General features: G+C 73.5%; 18 protein-coding genes. 10 read left to right on the top strand and 8 right to left on the bottom strand.

What is annotated here, in order from left to right; all coding sequences use genetic code 11:
• Window positions 1-153: 153 nt before the first annotated feature.
• Window positions 154-1,689 (bottom strand): APC family permease, encoded by a 1,536-nt coding sequence (locus ABZY91_RS34860; RefSeq protein ID WP_355407336.1) that lies wholly within the window; start codon window positions 1,687-1,689, stop codon window positions 154-156.
• A 237-nt stretch (window positions 1,690-1,926) separates the two neighbouring features.
• Here ABZY91_RS34860 and ABZY91_RS34865 point away from each other — a divergent pair, with 237 nt between their 5' ends.
• Window positions 1,927-2,682 (top strand): TetR/AcrR family transcriptional regulator, encoded by a 756-nt coding sequence (locus ABZY91_RS34865; RefSeq protein WP_355407338.1) that lies wholly within the window; start codon window positions 1,927-1,929, stop codon window positions 2,680-2,682.
• A 272-nt stretch (window positions 2,683-2,954) separates the two neighbouring features.
• On the top strand, window positions 2,955-3,716 hold the full coding sequence (locus ABZY91_RS34870) for a methyltransferase domain-containing protein (protein WP_355407340.1): 762 nt from the start codon (window positions 2,955-2,957) through the stop codon (window positions 3,714-3,716).
• 90 nt (window positions 3,717-3,806) lie between these two features.
• On the opposite strand, the gene ABZY91_RS34875 is transcribed toward ABZY91_RS34870, so the two are convergent.
• Window positions 3,807-5,075, bottom strand: coding sequence for a sensor histidine kinase (locus ABZY91_RS34875; protein WP_355407342.1), 1,269 nt, complete (start codon window positions 5,073-5,075; stop codon window positions 3,807-3,809).
• 415 nt (window positions 5,076-5,490) lie between these two features.
• On the opposite strand from ABZY91_RS34875, the gene ABZY91_RS34880 reads away from it, so the two are divergent.
• A complete protein-coding gene (locus ABZY91_RS34880; protein WP_329879113.1) occupies window positions 5,491-6,066 on the top strand; it encodes a TetR family transcriptional regulator in 576 nt (191 codons plus the stop codon).
• A 741-nt stretch (window positions 6,067-6,807) separates the two neighbouring features.
• Here ABZY91_RS34880 and ABZY91_RS34885 read toward each other — a convergent pair.
• Both ABZY91_RS34885 and ABZY91_RS34890 read right to left on the bottom strand, forming a co-directional pair.
• Complete coding sequence (locus tag ABZY91_RS34885; protein ID WP_355407344.1) at window positions 6,808-7,713, bottom strand: aminoglycoside phosphotransferase family protein; 906 nt, start codon at window positions 7,711-7,713, stop codon at window positions 6,808-6,810.
• 168 nt (window positions 7,714-7,881) lie between these two features.
• Window positions 7,882-8,544, bottom strand: a complete 663-nt coding sequence (locus ABZY91_RS34890) for a hypothetical protein (protein ID WP_355407346.1) — start codon at window positions 8,542-8,544, stop codon at window positions 7,882-7,884.
• 225 nt (window positions 8,545-8,769) lie between these two features.
• Between ABZY91_RS34890 and ABZY91_RS34895 the strand changes: the two genes are divergently transcribed.
• Window positions 8,770-9,255 carry a DUF1877 family protein gene (locus ABZY91_RS34895; RefSeq protein WP_355407348.1) on the top strand — a complete coding sequence of 162 codons (486 nt, stop codon included), beginning with the start codon at window positions 8,770-8,772 and terminating at the stop codon, window positions 9,253-9,255.
• An 88-nt stretch (window positions 9,256-9,343) separates the two neighbouring features.
• On the opposite strand, the gene ABZY91_RS34900 is transcribed toward ABZY91_RS34895, so the two are convergent.
• On the bottom strand, window positions 9,344-12,100 hold the full coding sequence (locus ABZY91_RS34900; protein WP_355407350.1) for a M4 family metallopeptidase: 2,757 nt from the start codon (window positions 12,098-12,100) through the stop codon (window positions 9,344-9,346).
• 401 nt (window positions 12,101-12,501) lie between these two features.
• Here ABZY91_RS34900 and ABZY91_RS34905 point away from each other — a divergent pair, with 401 nt between their 5' ends.
• The 3 genes from ABZY91_RS34905 to ABZY91_RS34915 all read left to right on the top strand — a co-directional run bounded on the left by ABZY91_RS34905 (window position 12,502) and on the right by ABZY91_RS34915 (window position 14,998).
• Window positions 12,502-12,975 (top strand): hypothetical protein, encoded by a 474-nt coding sequence (locus ABZY91_RS34905; protein ID WP_355407353.1) that lies wholly within the window; start codon window positions 12,502-12,504, stop codon window positions 12,973-12,975.
• Between the two features lie 320 nt (window positions 12,976-13,295).
• Entirely contained in the window at window positions 13,296-13,937 is a 642-nt protein-coding gene (locus ABZY91_RS34910; protein WP_355407355.1) for an RNA polymerase sigma factor, read from the top strand.
• Complete coding sequence (locus ABZY91_RS34915; RefSeq protein ID WP_355407357.1) at window positions 13,934-14,998, top strand: CU044_5270 family protein; 1,065 nt, start codon at window positions 13,934-13,936, stop codon at window positions 14,996-14,998. The genes ABZY91_RS34910 and ABZY91_RS34915 overlap by 4 nt, the downstream gene beginning before the upstream one ends.
• A 100-nt stretch (window positions 14,999-15,098) precedes the next feature.
• On the opposite strand, the gene ABZY91_RS34920 is transcribed toward ABZY91_RS34915, so the two are convergent.
• The 3 genes from ABZY91_RS34920 to ABZY91_RS34930 all read right to left on the bottom strand — a co-directional run bounded on the left by ABZY91_RS34920 (window position 15,099) and on the right by ABZY91_RS34930 (window position 16,486).
• Window positions 15,099-15,305: a DUF397 domain-containing protein gene (locus ABZY91_RS34920; protein ID WP_355407359.1), complete on the bottom strand. Its 207-nt coding sequence runs from the start codon at window positions 15,303-15,305 to the stop codon at window positions 15,099-15,101.
• A gap of 151 nt (window positions 15,306-15,456) precedes the next feature.
• A complete protein-coding gene (locus ABZY91_RS34925; protein ID WP_355407361.1) occupies window positions 15,457-15,690 on the bottom strand; it encodes a DUF397 domain-containing protein in 234 nt (77 codons plus the stop codon).
• Window positions 15,653-16,486 carry a DUF5753 domain-containing protein gene (locus ABZY91_RS34930; RefSeq protein ID WP_355407363.1) on the bottom strand — a complete coding sequence of 278 codons (834 nt, stop codon included), beginning with the start codon at window positions 16,484-16,486 and terminating at the stop codon, window positions 15,653-15,655. The genes ABZY91_RS34925 and ABZY91_RS34930 overlap by 38 nt, the downstream gene beginning before the upstream one ends.
• 123 nt (window positions 16,487-16,609) lie before the next feature.
• Between ABZY91_RS34930 and ABZY91_RS34935 the strand changes: the two genes are divergently transcribed.
• The 3 genes from ABZY91_RS34935 to ABZY91_RS34945 form a co-directional block, all read left to right on the top strand.
• Window positions 16,610-16,864, top strand: a complete 255-nt coding sequence (locus tag ABZY91_RS34935) for a hypothetical protein (protein ID WP_355407365.1) — start codon at window positions 16,610-16,612, stop codon at window positions 16,862-16,864.
• A complete protein-coding gene (locus ABZY91_RS34940) occupies window positions 16,861-17,097 on the top strand; it encodes a hypothetical protein (protein ID WP_355407367.1) in 237 nt (78 codons plus the stop codon). The genes ABZY91_RS34935 and ABZY91_RS34940 overlap by 4 nt, the downstream gene beginning before the upstream one ends.
• 77 nt (window positions 17,098-17,174) lie before the next feature.
• A partial coding sequence (locus tag ABZY91_RS34945) for an NUDIX hydrolase (protein ID WP_355407369.1) occupies window positions 17,175-17,357 on the top strand: 183 nt, incomplete at its 3' end.

A 17,357-nucleotide genomic window follows, 5' to 3' on the forward strand; every position in this document is an offset into this window, starting at 1 on the left:
GGGGCCCAACAACCACCCCAACACCAACGATTGTTTGAACACCACCGCCGGCCGCCCCGGGGTCTCGTTGGTCGGGGGGGGTGCCCGGCCGGGGGTGCGGCGCGGCGCCGCGCGGCCGGTTGCTCCGCGGGCCGCCGCAGGGCGCCGGGCGGGTCAGCCGGCGTTGCCGCGGGCGGCGGCGCTCCCTGACGTGGTGGCACTGCCGTGGGTGGTGGCGTTGCCGGACGGGCCGTCGCCGGACGGGCCGGTGGGGCCGTCGGCCGCGGCGGCATCGGCGGCGTGGGGGAAGAAGTACGGCGATCGGCGGTACCAGCGGGCCCACGCGGCGGCCACCAGCCCGGTGACGATCATCAGCGCGGGCACCATCAGGTTGAACCAGCCGTTGTCGGCGGCCAGTTCGAAGTGGTCCGTGGAGACGTAGAACGTCCGGACGAGGTACCCGCCGACGGCCAGCAGGACGATCGCGCCCACCACCGGCGCCACGACGGCGCGCAGCCCCTCCAGCGGTGCGGTCCGCAGCAGGTGCCGGAAGCGGACGGCGGCGGCGATCGCCGTGAGCGCGTAGTAGAGCGCCACGACGATGCCGATCGCGTTGACGGCGGCCGAGATCAGGTCGTTGACGACCGGGATGGACACCGACAGCAGCGCGAGCACGACGGCGATCGCGGTGATCAGGAGGGTGGCGACGGCCGGGGTCCCGTACCTGGGGTGCAGCCGCATCCAGACCGGGCCGAGCGTGCCGTCGCGGCCCATCGCGTACATCCCGCGGGCGGTCGGGATCACGGAGGCCTGGAGCGAGGCGACCGCCGAGAAGGTGAGGGCGATCAGCGGGAGCGCGGCCAGCGGCTGGTCGGCGAGCTTCGCACCGAAGTACGTCAGGCCCTGGGCGCCGTTGTCGGCCAGCTCGTCGAGCGGGAGCACCCGCTGGAAGGCGGTGCCGGCGAGCAGGAACAGCGTCAGCATCATGGCCAGCGCGATGAACCCGGCGCGGGACGCCTCGCGCGGGTGGCGGACCTCCTCGCCGACGCTGAAGACCGACTCGAAGCCCCAGTAGCAGAACACGGCGAGCACCATGCCCTGGGCGAGCGCCTCGGGGGACGGGATGTCGAAGGGGTTGAACCACTGGAGCGAGAACGGCTGGTCCCCCGCGAACAGGCCGTAGCCGCAGAAGGCGAGCAGCACCGCGTACTCGAAGACCAGCAGGTACTTCTGGAGCCGGGCCGCGAGGTCGAGCCCGCGTACCGCGACCAGTGCGGCGCCGATCAGGACGGTCAGGCCGATCAGGGTGCACTGGAGGGTGGACTCGGGGTCGAGCCGCAGCCCCGCCACGCTGCGCACGCCGGCTTGGTCGGCCAGCTGGACGAGCGCCGAGCCGGTCACCGTCGTGGTGTACGCCATGAAGACGACGGTGCCGAGGGCGCTGACCCAGCCGGACAGGAAGCCCAGCCAGGGGTTGAGGGTGCGGCCGATCCAGCTGTAGCTGCTCCCCGCGTCGGGTTCGACCCGGTTGAGCCGTCCGTAGGCGCCGGCGATGCAGAGCACCGGGAGGAAGGCCAGCAGCATGATGGCCGGCAGGTGGAGGCCGACCACGCCGGCGGTCAGACCGAGGCCGATGCCGATGCTCGTGGTGGCCGCGGTACAGGTCGCCGCGATGGTGACGCTGCCACCGATACCGATGGAGCGGCGCATGGCCGCGGGCGCGCCGGGGGCTCCGGGTCCGCCGGGGGTACCGGCGGCACCGGCGGACCCGGGGGCTCCAGTCGCGCCGGGTGCGCCGAATCTCGGACCGTTACCCGTGTCCTTGGACGTACCGGCCAAAGGATCACCGCCTTGATCGTGGGGGGGGTTCGGCCGAACGGCCGGTTGGCGAGCCATGAAACCGCCGGGCCCGTTCACACGTCAATGCCGTTGTCATAAGCTCCCGCCATGGCCGAGCGAGTAGTCCCGGAGCCGCACCGGCGGCGCAGACGACCCACCAAGCAGGGCGTCGTCCTGTCCGAGCAGTTGATCGTCGACACCACGTTGCGGCTGGTCGGCAGCCACGGCGCCGAGGCGCTCACCGTCCGGCGTCTGGGCGCCGCCCTCGGCGCCGATCCGAGCGCGATCTACCGGTACTTCCACAGCACCGACGACCTGCTGCTGGCCCTCGCCGACGAGTTCGTCGGCCGTGCCCAGAAGGGCTGGCGGCCCACCGGCGACTGGCGCGCCGATCTGCGCGAGATCGGTCTGCGCCTGCACGCCGCCTACCAGACCCACCCGCAGGCCGCGATACTCGCCGCCCACCGGACCACCGGGCGCGAGCACGAGATGCGGGCCGTCGAGCGGATCCTCGGCGTGCTGCGCGGCGCCGGCTTCCCGGACGTCGAGGCCGTCCGGATCTACCACGCCTTCGTCGACCAGGGCCTCGCGTTCGCGGCCCTCGACGCCGCGGCGCTCGCCCTGCCGCCCGCGGCCCAGGCCGCCGACCTGGAGGTCTGGCAGGCGCGGTACGGCCGGCTGGACGCCTCCACCCACCCGAACATCGCCGCGACCGCGGGCCTGCTGGCCCAGGACATGCGGCGCAGCGGGTACCCGTTCGCGCTGGAGCTGCTCCTGGAGGCGGCGGCGGCCCGGCTGGCGGCGACCGACGGGAACGCCGCGACGGGCGGGAAGACGGGCGGTGGCACCGAGCGCGGGCGGTGACGGCGGCCCGAGCGGCGGTGGCCCGACGCCCCGCGTCGGGCCACCGCCCGTTCCCGCAGGTGGTCGGCGGGCGGCACCGGCCGGGTGCCCGGTCGGTGCGGAGCCCCGAAATCCGGTGGGGAGCCGCCGCCCTCTCGGACAGGTTTCCCTCGCCGAGGCGTCGAGCCACCGGGACGAGGACGGCTACCCCCCGCGACGGCGGCGCGCGGCGACGGCGGCCCGCGTGGACGACGGACCGGTGACAGGCCCGCGGACCGACGAAGGGGAGAGCCGTGTCCGAGACCGACGAGGCGATACACGAGCTGCTGGTGGACTCCGCGCAGTTGTCCCCGGGCGGCCGGGTGGCGGATCTGGGCTGCGGGCGAGGTCCCACGCTCGCGGCCTTCGCCCGCCGGCTGCCCTCCGCCCGCCTGATCGGGTTCGACGTGTCGACGGCCGACGTCGAGGCCGCCCGGACGCTGTTGGCCGACCACCCCGGCGGCGCCGAGCTGCGGGTGACCGACCTGTCCGGCCCGCTCCCCCTGGCGGACGACAGCGTCGACGCGGTGGTCTCCTACAACGTCCTGGAGTGCCTCGCGGACCCGGCCGCGCTCCTTCGCGAGGTGGCGCGGGTGCTGCGCCCGGGAGGACGCGCCGTGGTGGCCCACGTCGACTTCGACTCGCTGATGGTCGCGGGCGCGCCCCGGGAGCTGGACCGCCGCGTCTGCCACGCGTTCACCGACGACCAGCAGCCGTGGATGGCGCACGCCGACGGCCGGATCGGGCGGAAGCTCCCCGGCCTGCTCGGGGCTTCGCCGCTGGTGGTCGAGGGCGTGGTCCCCCTGGTGACCACCTCGACCGTGCTGGAGGGCCACGCCGCCCGCCGCATCGGCCACATCCGCGAGGCGGTGTCCGGCGCCGCGGCCACGGGGCGCGGGCCGGTCTCCGCCCAGGAGGTCGCGGACTGGGACGCGGGCGTCCGCCTGGCGGCCGCCGAGGGCAGGTTCTTCTTCGCCGAGACGGCGGTCACCGTCATCGCCCGGGCCGTCGCCTGACGCGCACGCGCACGCGCAGCCGGGTGCCGGGTGCCGGGGGGTCGATCCCGTGCCGGCGGTCCGGGGTCCGTGGCCCGGGGTCCGGGCCGGTCAGGGCGTGGACGCCGCGCGTTCCGCCCCGTGCCCTGCGGATGCCTCGGCGCCGTCGGCCCCGTCGGCCGCCCCGGCCGCCTCGACGGGCGGCAGCGGCAGGTCGGCGACCACGGCGAAGCCTCCGTCAGCCTGCGGGCCGACCGTGAGGGTGCCCCCGTGCAGGGTGACGCGCTCGCGCATGCCGACCAGGCCGTAGCCGCCCGAGCCCGCCGCCCGGGCGCCGTCCTGCGGCAGCACGCCCCAGCCGTCGTCCCGCACCTCGACGGTGATCCCGTCCTCGCGGTACGTCAGCCGCACGGTCGCGCGGGCCGGCCCCGCGTACTTGCGGGTGTTGGTGAGGGCTTCCTGGACGACCCGGAACACCGTGAGGCCGACGGTCGGCGGCAGCGGACGCCGCGGCCCACGGACGTCGAGCGCGGTCGGCAGTCCGGCGAGGCGGGACTCGTCCAGCAGACGGTCGAGGTCGTCGACGCCCGGCTGGGGCAGCGACGGCGCGGTCTCCGGCTCGTCGTCGGCGCGCAGGACGTCGAGCAGTTGGCGCATCTCGCGCAGGGCCATCCGTCCGGAGCCCTCCAGCGAGACGAGGGCCTCGCGCACGACCTCGGTGTCGCGGCCGAGGTTGGCCCGGGCGCCGCCGGCCATCAGCTGCATGGTGGTGATGTGGTGCGCCACGATGTCGTGCAGCTCCCGCGCGATGCGACGGCGCTCGTCCGCCACCGCGCGCTCCGCCAGCAGGGTCCGCTTGATCGCCATCTCACGCTGCCAGCGGTCGACCACCATGGCGGCGCCGACGACCATCAGGGTGCTGAGGACCGGGGAGAGGGCGTCCTGCCAGAGCGGCCACCGGCCGGGATTCTGGCTCAGCAGCGTGACCGACACCGTCGCGACGGCCGCGACGGCCGTCCCCCGGCCGGGGTGGGCCCGGGCCGCCGAGTACAGGGCGACCACGAGGACGGCACCGAGGTGCGGGGGCAGCGGAAGGACCAGGGAGGCGATCCCGTCGAGTGCCAGGACGGCGGCCAGCGCCGTCGCCGGGTGACGGCGCCGGGCGAGCAGCGGCAGGCCCGCCGCCCCGACGAGGAGGAGTCCGGCCGGGCTCACCTGGTACCGGCCGTCGAGGCCGGAGAGGAACACGTAGCTGAGCAGGTTCATCGCGCAGGCGCCGACGGCCACGAGCGCGTCGCTACGGGACCACGGCGGCCCGGCGCCGTCGGTGTGCAGCGGCTCCCGGGCGTCTTCGGACCCGGTGTGTCGACTCATGGACATGTCTGTTCCCCTTGCGTCCGGCCTCCCGGCCACTCCCGGGACAGGGTTGCACAGCAGGCCGCGACGGCCGCACCGGCGGCGAGCGGCGCACGGACCTGCCCCGGCAACGGTCCCGGCGCAGCGGCGCCGGTCCACCCGGCGGGGGCCGCGGCCCGCCTCCCGGCTCCGTACGGGGCGCGGTACGGGTCGCCGTACGGGCGGAGGTGCGGGCGGAGGCGGGCGGAGGTGCGGGCGGAGGTACGGGCGGAGGTACGGGCGGAGGTACGGGTGGAGGGCCGAACTCCTCGCCGGGACCGGCGAAGTGGCCGTCGACGGAGACCGCGAGGTGGGACGCGAGCTTGCGCATGCGCCGCTCTCGGGTGCAGTACTCTGAGCGAATCGGTCAGGCCGTAGTACTTCAACCGGAGTGGTGTCCATGGCGCGCAGGAACGACGAGCGACGAGCCGCCCTCGTCGACGCCGCGATCGAGGTTCTGGCCAGGGAAGGAGCGCGCGGGCTGACCTTCCGGGCGGTCGACACCGAGGCCGCCGTCCCGGTCGGCACCGCGTCCAACTACTTCGCCAACCGCGACGACCTGCTCACGCAGGCCAGCGCCCGGGTCTACGAACGCCTCCGCCCCGACGAGTCGGAGATCACCCGCCGGCAGACGGGCGTGACGGACCGGGAGTCGTACGCCGCGTCGATGCACGAACTCGTCGACCGGGTCAGCTCGTTCCGCACCGGCTACCTGGCGCTGCTCGAACTGCGACTCGAAGCGACCCGGCGCCCCGACCTGCGCGCGGTCCTGACCGAGCGGGTCCGCGCCGATCTCGACGCCAACGTCGCCTTCCACCTCGCCTCGGGCCTGCCCGGCGACGAGACCACCGTCCGGTTGCTCTACCTGGCGTTCAACTGGCTGATCGTGGAGCAGCTCACCCTCCCCGACGTCCTCTCGGAGGCCGAGCGCCACGCACTCGTCAACGCCGCGGTCGACCGCCTCGTGACGCCCTGACCTACGCGGATCCGTCGCGGATCCGTCGCGGATCCGCACCGGCGCCCGGGACGGCCGCGCCCGGCCCTGTCGGTGCGCCGGGTCGGACCGCCAGGGTCGGTCGCATGCGACGGCGAGGGCACGTCCCGGATCCGACCCCGGCCCCGGCACTGCCCGAACTGCCGCAGAACCGCGCCCTGTTGGACTACTTCCGCGAGCGTTCGGCCCTGCCACGCGGCCCGCACGACCTCACCCTGGGCAACTGGCAGTTGCGCACGCACCCCGACCTCTGTGACCGACTCTCCCGCCTGGTGCCGCGCCACCCCGTGGAGCCCGCCTACGGCGTGCCCGTCCTCGCCTTCGAGGGCGTGGCCGCCGTCGTGGCGTGCGGCATGGACATCCTTCTGGTCCGTCTGCCGACGCTCCCCGAGGGCGTCGAACCCGCCGCGGACCTTCCGCCGCTCACCGACGGGGAGTGGCGGTCCGTCTCCGCCTGGCCGCAGGATCCCCCCTCCGCCGGGCGCGAGGCCCGCCGTCTCGCACTGCTGCGCGAAGCCCTGGTCCACGCCCGCGACCTCAGCAGGAACCGGCCCGGAGGTGACACCGGACGCGCGGGGCGTGGCCGCACCGGCCGTCAAGGCCCCGCAGGACGGGGCCCGGTGAGCGGGGCGCGGCGAGCGGGGCCCGGTGAGCGGGGCGCGGTGAGCGGGGCGCGGCGAGCGGGGCCCGGTGAGCGGGGCCCGGTGAGCGGGCCCGGGCGGGTCAGCCGACGACCGGGTCGTCGAGCACCTCGACGAGGACCCGGGCCTGGAGCCCCCCGGAGTCGGGGCCGGACAGACCGGCCGTCGTCGCCAACGCCTTCCACAGCGCCCACCCGCGTGCCCGCCGCCAGGTGTCGTCGGGAAGGCCGACGGCCTCCCGGAACGCCTTCCGCTCGTCGCCGGTGAAGTACGTCCAGGCCATGACGAGGTCGCACGCCGGGTCGCCGGTACCGCAGGTGCCGAAGTCGATGACCGCGGAGAGCCCTCCGTCGACGGCGAGGAGGTTGCCGGGGGCGACATCGCCGTGGAACCACACCGGGGACGACGGCCAGGCCGTGGTCAGGGCGCCCGCCCAGACCGCCCGGCAGGCGGCGACGTCGACGGAGTCCCGCAGCACGTGGAGGGCGTTCTCCACCTGGTCGGCGTAGACGCTGGGATGGCAGCCCCGGAAGAACGAGTGGCGGCCGGCCGCGGGGCCGTAGACCGCCGGGACGTCGCGGAGTTCGGTCAGGAACGCGCCCAGGTCGGCGGCCAGCCGGGTGCGGTCGACGGCGTCGGCGGCCCCCGGCGCCCCGGCGTCGTCGACGGTGCCGCCCGGCAGCCAGCGCCGCACCGACCACGAGAAGGGGTAGCCCTCCCCCGGACGGCCGGTGGCGACCGGCTCCGGCACGGGCGTCGACAGGTGCTCCGCCAGGAGCGGGAGGCAGCAGTCCTCCTTCTCGACGCCGGCGACGTAGCCCTCGGCACTGGGCAGGCGGACGGCCAGGTCGTCGCCCAGCCGGAAGGTGCGGTTGTCCCAGCCCTGACGGGCGACCGGCCGGACCGGAAGGCCGCCCCACTCGGGGAACTGCTCGGAGACCAGCGCACGGACGAGTTCGGCGGAGATTTCGACGGAGATGTCGGTCACGGGCGAAGTCTGTGCCCGGCCTTCCGTGCACCGCAAGCGAGTTACCGGCCGATACTCCGGTCTCGCCGGCCGGGGCGGTGTGCTGGCGTCCCGTCAGATCATCGCGGGACGGCCGGACCTACCGAGCCGCCGAGCGACTTCGGGGCCGGGCGCCGCCGCCCGGGGGCGTCAGGCGTCCGGGTCGGCGCCCTGCTGGACCTGCTTGATCCGCTCCGCCTGGAGCGTGGCGAACTGCTGGAGCGTCTTGTGGTCCCGCTCGTCCTCGTCGAGTTCGATCAGGGCCACGACGGTGCCGACCCGCATCGCCGTGGACGAGGCGACGGTCCCGCCCCCGGAATCAGCCGAACCGGCGGGCTGCTCGAATCCCCGCGCCTGGTCGGCGGCCACCTTCAAGGTGATCGGACGCACGTCGTCGTCGGCCTTCTCCAGGGACGCCGCCAGTGCCTCGAAGACGGGGCCGGCGTTCTCCACGGTGTCGAAGGTCAGCAGGGTGAAGCGGATGTCGTTGTCGGTGTCGGCGGCCAGCTCGTAGCGGACGGAGCCGCCGAGTTCGAGGCCCTCGCAGTCGACCGACAGCTTCTTCCGGCAGGTGCTGGACGCCTCGGACTGGCCGATGGCCTGCGGCGGCTTCGAACCGGAGGAGAGGCCCCAGCCGGCGGGGAGCGAGGCCGGGCTCGGCAACGCGTCCTGCACCTGGTCCGGCTCCGACAGCACCACCGCGGCCCGGATCGCCGCGCCGCCGCCGGAACTGCACGCGCCCGTGCCCAGTGCGAGCGCGGCGACCGCCGCAGCCAGTGCGAGATTGCGTCCGTGCCGCTTCATCTTGTCCATCGCGGTGCCCCGTTTCGTCCTTCACCTCAAGATCAGCAGCGCACATCAAACCACATGATCACCTGGTCGTTCCGGCTCGTCGCCCCTGCCGAACCAGAGCCCCGGAACAGGGCCCCGAACCCGTCCGGCCGGGCACCTGCACCGCACGGGCACCATGACGCGACGCGAGGGCCGACCCCGCGGTTGATCTCGCCGGTCGAGGTCCTAGGCTCAGGGGCCATGGGCATGAACGGGCGATACCTGCGGCTGAGCGCACGCCAGTTGGAGCGCGCGGCGGCGGAACCCGGCTGGGTGCGGGAGTGGGTCACCGAACTGGACGAGGACGTGGACGAGGCGGCCGCCCGGGGGCGGCTGCACGGGACCGGGCGGGCCGGGCCGGTGCTCGACTTCCTGCTCCGCCGCCACGACTTCCCCGTCGACGTCATCCACGGGGAGGCGGAACTCCCCGGCGCCGGGGAGTGGGGGTACGGACCACCGCGCTGCCTCACCCCGGAGCGGGTCGGCGCCGCCGACGGGGCGTTCGCGGACCTCCCACCCGGCGCACTGGTCGACGGCATCACCCCGGCCGAGCTGGCCACCGCCGTTCCGCTGCCCGCCGGTTGGACGGACGGGGAAGCGCTTCACCTGGCATCCGGCCACTACCGCTCGCTCGCCGACTTCCTGCACACGGCTGCCCGCTACCGACACGCGGTACTCGTCTGGACCGAGTAGGACCCGTCACCCGACCCCGACCGGGTGGGGGCGCACGGTACGGCGAGCAGTGGCCCCGCCCGCGCGGGGCCACTGCTCGCGAAACGGATCAGCAGGTGCCGGCCGGGCGGTCGCGGACCACGAGGTCGATGCGGCCGGGACTGTAGTCCAGCCAGAGCACCCGGGTGCCCCGGTCGGCGGCCGGGTAGGCCTGGACACCCCGGTTGCAGGAGAGCCGTACGGGGGCGCCGCCGGTGACGGGCACCTGGTACAGCTTGGGGAGCGCCGCGTTCGTCCAGCCGCCGCTCGGCTTGGCGCCACCACGCTGGTAGGTGACGACCCGGTCGGAGGCGGTGAACTCCCCGGCCGTCGGGGCGTAGGGCGATTCGGCGGGCACCACGTCGGTCACACCGGAGCCGTCGACGGCACCGGACCGGATCGCGACCCGCAGGTCCGGGGGCGTCGCCCACCGCGACCAGAGCAGCCGGCCGCCCGCGAACTGCGCGGAGGTCAGTTGGCCCGGCCTGCCGCCGGCCGGGAAGCTCTCCGGGTACTGCGCGGTGATCCGGCCGGCGGCGAGGGAGTAGACCGTCGGCGCCGAGAAGGTGACCCCCTCGGCGTTCCAGCTCTCGATCCAGCCGAGCAGGCCGTCCTTGAAGGCGAGGTCGGACAGCCGGTGACCCTCGGCCACCGGGATGTCCACCGGATCGGCCCCGTCGCGGAACACGAGGAGCCGGTTCCGGCCGTCCGCCCAGGAGGTGACCAGGACGGCGATCTGCCCATCGGATATCCGGGCGCCGTTGATGCCGTAGTCCGGGGAGTTGAACACGCTGCGGACCGGGCCGCCGGACAGCGGACGCGCCAGCACCTCCGTCACCCCGAACCCGATCGCCTGCCAGACCGCGGTCCTTCCGTCGGTGTCGGGGGACAGGTGGATCCGGCCGTCCGGCGGGCTCAGCCGCGTCCGGGTACCGGGGGCGGTGACGGAGCCGGTGTAGAGGGACTCGTCGACGCTCTTCGGGTCGTCCCGTCCGCTCGCCACCCAGTGACCCCCGGCCACGGCCGGCGGAGCCTCGATGCCGGCGCTCCGCAGCAGCCCGCGGCTGTCCATGCCGATCCGGCTCTGCCAGCCGGCCTTGATGCCGTGGGCGTCGAACGCGGCCGCCACCGTGCGCAGTTGCGTGCGGCTCAGGCCGAGCGAGCGGCCGGCGGCGAGCACCGCGTTGCGGCCGTCGACGAACTCGTCCAGCGGGGTGAGGTACTCGGTGATCGCGCGGTAGACCAGTCGGTCGGCGACGAGCGGGTCGAGGGCCCGGCGGATGTCCCACAGCGCCCCGCCGAAGATGGTGGCGTTGAGGTGGACGCCGCTGTTGTCGACGTCGCTCCAGGCCCCGATGTAGTCGTCGACGGTGGTGCGGCGGTCGTCGAGGCGACGCCGCGCGCACTCCTCGGGGGTGCCGGTGCGGCAGAGGCTCTCGTTCATCAGGGCCGCACGGGGGTCGGTCATCGGGATGCCCCGGGTGGTGACCTCGATGGCGTTGCCGAAGTAGTCGGCCAGTGCCTCGTTCATCGCCCCGGGCTGGGCGGAGCCGTCCAGGTCGGCGGTGTGCTGGACGACGGCGTGGGTCAGCTCGTGCCCGACCACGTCCATCGCCACCGAGAACGGCCGGTAGGTGGCGTCCCCGTTGCCGTAGACCATCTTCACCCCGTCCCAGAACGCGTTCAGGCTCGGCTTGCCGCCCTCGCTCGTGTTGGCCACGGAGACGATCGGGCCGCCCTTGCCGTCCAGCCCGTTCCGGCCGAGCCGGTCCCGGAAGAAGTCGTACGCGGCGGCGGCGTTGAGGTGCGCGTCCGTCGCTCCGCCGGTACCGGTCGAGGCCGGGAAGTCCGGGCCCGGGGAGGTGACCGGCGACCGGCCGGTCATCGGGCCCCGGAACGCGCCGGCGTCCTCCCCGGCGGCGTCGTAGGTGAAGATGCCGGCGCCCCGGGTGAGGTCGACGAGCTGGTGGCTGCCGTCCGGCCGGCGGGCGACGTTCACCGGGACGGTGCGGCCGAGGATGTCGGGGGCGGTTCCGATGACGGGCACGCCGACGTCGGCCGCCGGGGCGGCCCCGGCGGCTGCGGCGGCCGGGGTGCCCGGGGCGGTGGCTCCCCCGGTCGGGTACGGGGCCCGGGTGTCGCGGGCGAGGGCGACCACGCCGCGCACGGCGTCCACGAAGACCTCACGGACCAGCGGCGCCCCGGTGGCCGGGTCGGTGGCACGGACGACGAAGCGCTGGACGAGCCGCCCGCCGCCGCCCGGGAGCACGATCCGGCCGCCGTCCTCCGCCGTGGCCCCGCCCCGGGCGCCCCGGTCCGCGACCGAGTCGAGCGCGAGCCCGCGCAGCGCCTCGTCCGACACGGCCGGGGTGGTCGGGGCGGTCAGCCCGGTGAAGTACTTGCCGCCGACCGACTCCACCGTGCGGTCCGCGCCCTCGCCGACCAGGCGGACCAGGTACTGCCCGCCCAGCACCGGCACGCCGCCGTGGTACTGCTGGAACCTGACGGTGTCGCGGCCCTCGGCCGCGTGCTCGACGGCGAGTTCCGTCAGCTGCGCGGTGTCGATGCGGTAGCGGTCGGGATGGGCCGCGAGATGGGCCCGGGCCGCCTCGGCCGGACGGCCGGGCGCCGGCTCGGACAGTCCGGTCACCAGCTGTGGGGCGGCGGTGCCCTCCCCGGCCACCAGGCCGGGGACCGGGTCGGGCTCGGTGGCCGGGGAGGGCGGCGCGGCCAGGGCGGGCGACGCGCTCAACGCCAGCGCCAGCGCCAGGCTCAGGGCGGCGCCGACGCCTCGGGGCTTCTCGGGTAAGCGGGAACGGTGATGCACTGCGGTCCTCCGGGGGATGCGGATGCGGCACAGGCGACACGAAGACGCTGATGTGACGGTGCGTCACTCGATGCTCGGTCGCGGAGGCGCGGCCCGTCCAGGCGATCGGACCAGCCCTGCACCCCTGCGCACCCCTCCGGTGTCCGAACGGGCACGACCCGGCGCGGGCGGCGGGAAGCGGCCCGGCGGGGCAACCGATCCGGGGCCCGTGGCGTACCCGCGACCGATCGTTCGAGGAGGGAGGTGCTCGGTGACCGCCGACCGGTGGGCGAGCGAACGATGAACTCGATCGGCCGGCGCTCCCGTTGGTACCGGTGGAGGCCCCGCCGGGCGGGCCCCGGACGGGTTGCGGCCCGGGCGCCCCGGGCGGAAGGCCCGGTCCCGACCGATCAGGAGCAGACATGAACAAGATCAAGGCTGCCGTCGCGGCCGTCGCCGCCCTCGCCGGAATCGGGCTGAGCGCGGCTCCCGCGTCGGCGGGTGACATCAACATCCCCGCGCGTTGCAGCAACAACCAGTTCGGCGGCAGCTTCCTGTGCGGCGGCGACTTCGGCGACGGTGTGACCTACTTCGGCTTCCAGGACGGGAACAGCGAGATCTTCGTGATCGGCACCGACCACGCCGTGTGGACGCGCTGGACGAGCGGCAACTCCCACAAGCTGAGCAACTGGACCTCCATGGGCGGCTACTTCACGAGCAAGGTCGTGATCCGCCGCCAGACCCTCGGCGGCGCCTTCACCATCACCGCGCGCGGCAGCGACTACAACCACATGTGGTCCCGCGACCGCAGCCAGAGCGGGAACTGGAACGGCTGGTACGTCGACGGGCCGCCGATAGCCGGTGGCGGGCAGGTCCTGACCGGGGCGCAGGAGTAGTCCCGGACGACCACTCCCTGACCGCCCCCTGACCGTTCCCGGCCTCCTCCGCGCGCCTGGCCGCCAGATCGCCCCGGTTCCGGTGACCCCGCCTACGGCCCGGCACCCGCGCCGACGGCCCGGCCGCGGTGGACGGCGCGCAGGACGACGAATTCGCGGGAGGGTCGGGGGCGTAGGGAGCTCAGGGGCCGGGGGGCCGGGGGTTCGGCGGGGCCGGGGGTTCGGCGTGGGGGCCGGGGGGCCGGGCGTAGTCGGCGGGGCCGACCGACTGTGACGCGGGTCACCGGAACTGCCGTACGGCGGCCGGACAACCCAGTGACGTGGACTTTTCGATACACGAACGGATCAGAGCCGGCGACCCCGACGCCTTCCGGCAGTTGTTCCAGGAGCACTCGCGGGCAGTCCTGGCACACGCGGTCCGGGTGACCGGGGACCGCGCCGGGGCCGAGGACGTCATGGCGGTGGTCTTCCTGGAGGCCTGGCGGCTGCGGGAGAAACTGCGCGACGAATGGGCGACGCCCCGCCCCTGGCTGATGGGCATCACCGTCAACGTCCTGCGCAACCGGGCCAGGGCCGCCCGCCGGCACACCGCCGCCCTCTCCCGCATGCCGATCCCCGAACCGGACCCGGACTTCGCCGACGAGCTGGTCGGCCGTCTCGCCGACCACGAACAACTCCTCGCGGCCAAGGCGGCGTTGGAGAAGCTCCGGCGCGGCGAGCGCGAAGTCTTCTCACTGTGCGTGTGGGCGGGTCTCACGTATCCCGAGGCCGCAAAGGCGCTGGGCATCCCGGTCGGCACCGTGCGCTCCAGGCTCTCCAGGGCCCGCACCCGACTGCGCGCGCTGGCCGAAAAGGAGCTGCGGCGGATGCCGCGAACTCTCCCGGAACCCCTGCGGGCCGCCGGACAAATACAGGGTGGCCGGATGGTTCCGGCCCGGTCGGACAAGGAGTGGAACAGATGACCAGCGTCCCGGAGCGGCAGCAGCCTCTCGACGACACGGAGCTGAGGCACCTGCTGCCCGCGGCCGAAACGCCGGCCGTCCAGCCCGACCGGCAGCGCCAGATCGAGGAGTTCCTGATGAGCGAGATCACCCGCACCCCCGAAGCCGCAGGGCCGGCCCGACCCGAGGCCAGGAACCGGCGCCGGCTGCTGATCGCCCTGCCCGCCACACTGGCCGCCTTCGCCCTCGCGGCCACCGTGGCGGTCACCACGTTCGGCAACCCGGACACCGCCCCCGTGCGGGGCGACCGTGTCCCGGCGTCCGTCGTGCAGGTCACGGCCGGCGACACCGCAGGACTGGCCGGCGCGGTGGAACGCATCTCCCTGGCCGCCCAGTCCACCCCCGACCTCGTCCTGCGCCCCGGCCAGTACGTCTACGTCGAGAGCACCGTCTCCTACCTGATGGGCTCCCTCAACGCCGACACCGGCGCGGAGAAGGCGTGGGTCGACAAGCCCCACCAGCGGCAGATATGGCGCTCCGCCGACGGCCGCACCGGCTGGCTCACCGAGGAGGGCAAGACCGCACAAGGAGGCGAGGCACTCAAGTCGGACGCGGACGCCCGCCTGAGGTACCCCTCCTACGACTACCTGCACACCCTGCCCACCGACCCGCAGGTGCTGCTGCAGAAGATCTACACGGAGACCGCGGGAGGCGGAAACAACGGACCGGACCAGGAGGCGTTCGACACCGTCCTCGCCATGGTCCGCGAACAGGCCGTCCCCGGCAAGCTCGCCGCCGCGCTCTACCAGGCCGCGGCCCGGATCCCCGGCGTCGTCCTCGTCGACAACGCCACCGACGCCGCCGGACGCGCCGGAATCGCCATCGCCCGCACCAACACCACCACGGGCTCCCGCGACGAGATGATCTTCGACCGCACCAGCTACACCTTCCTGGGCGAGCGCGGTGTCCAGGTCACCGAGGCCTTCGGGGTCAAGCCCGGCACCGTCACCGCCAACACCGCCGTCCTCAAGCGCGTCGCGACCGACGCCCCCGGCCGCCCGCCCGGCACCGGCAAGGCCTGACGCGTCGGCCGCTGAACGACCGTAGACAGCGGGCCTCCTGCACAGGAGGCCCGCTGTCGTATCAGTCGGCCACCCGCGTGCCGGTCGATCCACGGTCGCGTCAGATGGAACCGAACTCGTCCGACCGGACCGCATCAACGAAGGAGCGCCAAGCCTCCGCAGGGAAGACGAGAGCCGGGCCTTGGGAGTCCTTGGAGTCACGGACAGGAACGACACCGTGAAAGCCGGGGGCTACCTCTACACACTCACCACCCTGGCCGCTGTACGAGCTCTTCCGCCACCTGGCACCCAACAGGTCAACGCGCATGGGACTCAGACTCCTTCCGGATGACCGGGACGTGCCCGCGCTCCGAATATCCCCATCTGAAGCACATCGATGCAGCCGACGAACACCGACCTCCCCGCCCCAAACACATCGGCCCTGACCGGGATCCCGGTCAGGGCCGACGCTGCCAGCCTCAGAGGGAACCGAACTCTTCCGACCGAACCGCAGCAACGAAGGAGCGCCAGGCCGCAGCGGGGAAGATGAGGGAAGGGCCCTCAGGATCCTTGGAGTCGCGGACCGGCATCACACCGTCGTGCCCGTCCGCGACCTCGATGCACCCACCCCCACCATCGCTGTGTGAACTCTTGCGCCACTTGGCGCCGGACAGGTCAACGTGCATGGCGTTCAAGCTCCCTCCGTACCTCATGGATCATGGCCAGGCTGTCCGCCCGGGTAAGTGCGTCCACCTGTAGCCGATCGTACTTTCTCGCCCATTCTGCGATCGTCTCGGCATCCTGCTCCAGGAACCCCCGCTGAAGAGTCTCCGTGTAGCCGACCATCGCACGATTGGGGAGGGTCAGGATGGTCACTGCGTGCGAGAGGGGCCTCTCCTCCGCCAAGCTGTACGGGGCCACCTGGAGGACGACGTTTGGCCTCGCCGACAACTCTTCCAGATAGACAAGCTGCTGGGCCATGACGGGCGCGCCACCGATCGGACGGCGGAGTACACCTTCGTCCAGTACAGCGTGGATGGTCGAGGTCCGACCCAACAGACGCTGCCGCAACGCCAGGAGACTCAGTCGCTCCTCTGCTTGAGCGGGTGTGGCCTCGCCGCGACGCACAATGGCGGCCTCGTACGCGGCAGAGTAGTCCTGATGCTGCAGAACCCCTGGCACCAGACCTGTTGCGAAGAACCGTATGCCGATCGCTTCTCGCTCCTTGGCCGTGTACTCCGGAAAGCCAGGAATCAGCGCGCCGTTCTTCCAGCTCCACCACAGCAGCTCAAGCGCGCCGCCGGCTGCCAACGCCTCGTCGGCTCGCTCGACGAACTTTAAGCTCGGGGCCTGCTTTGCCCGCTCCACGTTGGAAATGTACACGCTGGAGTATCGAACTAGGGTGCCAAGTTCGACTTGAGTCAATGACCTATTCCTCCGCGACCTGCGGAGTTGAACAGCGAATGCTGCAAGCGGGGATGACGTGGGGTCAAGTTCTTCGCAGTTCAAGATCTCTCCACTTAAAGCCCGACCGTCTAGAGAGTTGAAGCCCTTCCGATCGTAGCTCCAATTCCTCCACTATGGATGCGGATCGTAGTGATCCCGATGCACAGCGCGACCAAGGGAACCCCCATGCCCAGCTGCCCCCGCATGCCCGTGTACACCCCCGCCGTCGGGGAGGTGGTCCGTGACTTCGGGTGCCGTGTCCCCGCCGGTGGGGTGCTCGAAGGCGTCTACATGGACACCCTCGGCGGCCTCGCCTACCTCCGCCACGAGGGCGGCGGCTGCGAGTGGACCACCAGGCCCGAACTCGTCCGCCCCCTGCCCGAGCCCCGCTACCTCAGCGTCCAGCAGCCCAGCAGGCCGCGCGCCGACGACCCGGCGTGAACCGGGCCCCCGCGCTCGTCGCCACCGCCCTCGGCGTCCCCGCCCTCAGCACCCTCACCGCCGCCCTCGTCTGCCGGCCGATCCACGACGGACCACTCGGACCCCGCCTCCTGATCTTCGGCCTCGTCCTCGCCACCGGCATCAGCGCCGGCCTGCCCACCTGCTTCACCTGGCTCTCGCCCGACACCCACCACGACCCCGACCCCGGTCCCGATTCCGACCCCACCCCCTGAACCCCCACGGTCGGGCCCACCGGCCCCGGCGCGGGCCCGACCGGACCCACCGTCAACTCCCCACCGAGGAGACCCCCGTGCTCAACAACCTCCCCACGATCCTCACCCACCCGCCCCGCCGCCGCCTCGGCCACCAGGCCCTCATCCTCAACCGCGACGGCGCGATCCTCCTCGTCGCCACCACCTACCGCTCCGGCCTCATGCTCCCCGGCGGCAGCGCCGAAGCCGACGAACTCCCCCACCTCGCCGCCCGCCGCCAC

Origin of the sequence: Kitasatospora sp. NPDC002965, assembly GCF_040611255.1 — a bacterium.
GTDB lineage: Bacteria > Actinomycetota > Actinomycetes > Streptomycetales > Streptomycetaceae > Kitasatospora.